Origin of the sequence: Clostridioides sp. ZZV14-6387 (genome assembly GCF_020657835.1) — a bacterium.
Lineage (GTDB): Bacteria > Bacillota > Clostridia > Peptostreptococcales > Peptostreptococcaceae > Clostridioides > Clostridioides difficile_A.
Genome location: NZ_JAGWCW010000062.1, coordinates 1 through 2,864 on the forward strand (window position 1 = coordinate 1; position 2,864 = coordinate 2,864).

2 protein-coding genes are annotated in these 2,864 nt (G+C 27.6%); both read left to right on the plus strand.

The window, feature by feature from the left end; genetic code table 11:
• Nucleotides 1-160 precede the first annotated feature (160 nt).
• Complete coding sequence (locus KGF38_RS20650) at nucleotides 161-1,984, plus strand: sensor histidine kinase (protein ID WP_074178906.1); 1,824 nt, start codon at nucleotides 161-163, stop codon at nucleotides 1,982-1,984.
• Nucleotides 1,962-2,777, plus strand: coding sequence for a response regulator (locus KGF38_RS19905; protein ID WP_074178907.1), 816 nt, complete (start codon nucleotides 1,962-1,964; stop codon nucleotides 2,775-2,777). Before KGF38_RS20650 ends, KGF38_RS19905 begins: the two co-directional genes overlap by 23 nt.
• Nucleotides 2,778-2,864: the final 87 nt, after the last annotated feature.

Here is a 2,864-nt window from a genome sequence, read left to right on the forward strand (position 1 = left end):
GTTTATATATGTATTGTTTATATAATTATTTAAATTTGTTTGATATAATAAAATGATAAAATAATATATTATGTTTAAATAAATGTTTTTAAGTCATATAATTTTCTTATATATTTAAATATATAAGAAAATTAGCATTTATTTTATGGAGGAAACTATTGTGGGAAAGAAAACATCTAGGTGGAATACATTTTATTTGCCAATAATACTAACTTTGTCGGTGATATTGCTACTTATTTGTGCTTCAAAAGCGGATTATCATCCAAATTTTAAAAATAATCTTATTCCAGTTTCATTTATTGGAGAATATCAAGTACCTAAGTCTGGAAAATTCAAACCTTTTATTGATGTAGATTCACTTAAGAATATAAGAAAAGAAACTATTTATTTACGTGGTCATTTTAATAAAGATATTCCAGCAGGACAAACTCTTTTACTACATATCAGTCATTTGAAGGTTAATATTAGAGTATCTAATAAGGAAGTGTTTTCTACTAATAGTATAAATGCAAATAATACACTGACTAAATCTACAGGACATATGTGGACAGGATTTAAATCAAGTGGCATATCATCCAATGACTTAGTAGAAATAACCATACAACGAGTGTACTCTAGTGGTAGAGCGTTACAATTAGTATGTTTTTTTGATGAAATGCAGATTGGCTCTAAAGGCGATTTAATTGTTAGTGTGCTTCATGAAAATAAGATTGGTCTTATGTTCACAATGTTAACAATATCTTTTGGACTATTTGGTCTAATTGCAAGTATTATTTTATTTTGCTTGAAAAGTGAGCTAACACGTCAGATTTTTTTATTGTCATGGTTTGCTATAGCTGGAGGAATTTGGTGTCTAGCAGATTTTAATGTACTTACTTTTATAATTCAATCTCCAACCCTAGTTGGTATTTTAGAGTTACTTACACAATTTTTTCTTCCTACTTTTGGCACGCTCTATCTAGCTACTTATTTAACTGGGTGGAGGTCGAAAACTATAAATATAGGTGTGTATGGAATAATGACTAGTATATTACTTTGTGTTATTCTTCAAATATTGCGAATATATGATTTACATGAATTCCTTATAGTACAAAATATTATGTGTATCTTAATTGTACTACTTGGTATGGGATGTCTAGTTATAGAAATTATATTATATAGAGCAATTGATGCTAAAATAGCACTGTTTACATACTTGCCAGTAGTGATTGGTGGTATTCTGGAAATAGCAAATTACTATACTATATATATTAGAGAATTGTCCTTTTTTTGTGTGGGTTTTTTAACTACTATTGTATTTCAAATTGGACATATTATGCTATCCATAAAAAGAAAAGAGAAGCTTCAAAAGAAATTGGAAAATGAATTGATGGAAAATCGAATTTCTATAATGCTTAGCCAAATACAACCCCATTTTTTGTATAATGCACTTAATACTATTCAGTATTTGTGTAAGCATGATTCTAATATGGCATGTGAAGCAGTAGAAAAATTTTCTTCTTATCTTCGTGGAAATATGGATTCTCTTACACAAAAAAAATTGATTCCTTTTAATAAAGAATTATCACATCTAAAAAATTATCTGTGTATAGAGTTATTGCGCTTTGGAGAACGTGTAAAAATTAAGTATGAACTTCTAACTACTGATTTTTATATTCCTGTTCTTACCATACAACCGATTGTTGAGAATGCAATACGGCATGGAATTACAAAGAAAAAAGAAGGAGGAACAATCGTAATATCAACTTCAAGAGATAAAGAAAATATTTATATTGTTATAAAAGATGATGGAGTAGGATTTAAAGAACTTGAAAAAATGAATGATGGAAAAAATCATGTTGGGATTAAAAATGTAAAAAGGCGATTAAAGACACAGTGCAAAGGAAGTTTAACCATAGAAAGTTTTATAGGAAAAGGGACAATAGTAACAATAATCATACCTATTAGAAAGGAGTCAAATTATGAATATAATTGTTGTAGATGATGAGCCAATTGCTCTTAAAAATATGAATGAAAAGTTATTATATATTTCTGAGATTGAAGAAATTACTCTTTTTGATGAACCTCAGTCTGCATTAAATTATTTAAAAGAACACTCTGTAGATATTGCATTTCTTGATATTGAGATGTATGATATGAGCGGATTAGAGTTTGCACTCTTAGCAAAAAATATTTTACCCAACATAAATATAATCTTTGTAACTGGTTACTCAGAATATGCAGTAGATGCTTTTTCGATACATGCTAGTGGTTATCTTCTTAAGCCTGTGACAGTAGAAAGAATAAAGAAAGAAATCGAAAATTTACGTATACCCATTACTTTGAAGCCGAAAAATCGTATCTTTATTCATACATTTGGTAATTTTGAAGTATTTGTAGATAAAAAACCATTAATCTTTTCTAGAGCAAAATCAAAAGAATTACTTGCTTATTTAGTGGATAGAAAAGGAACAAGTGTAACTATTGCTGAAATAGCAGCAGTACTTTGGGAAGATAGAGAATATAATCGTTCTTTACAAAATCAAACACAAACAGTAATATCGAATATGATGAAAACTATGAAAGATGCAAATATCGAACATATAATAGTTAAAAAATGGAATAATATTGCAGTAGATATTACAAAATTTGATTGTGATTATTATAATATGCTTACATGGGATATGATGGCAGTGAATACATATTCTGGAGAATATATGACAAATTATAGTTGGGCAGAACTGACTACAGGAATGTTATATCAAAAAACTTTTAATCAATGTTATTGTGAAAAATAAATAATATATTCTAAAAAAATATAAATTTTTTTAGACTTTTAATTTTGATGATGTGCTTTAGATGTGCTTTGTCTATTATATTAATAT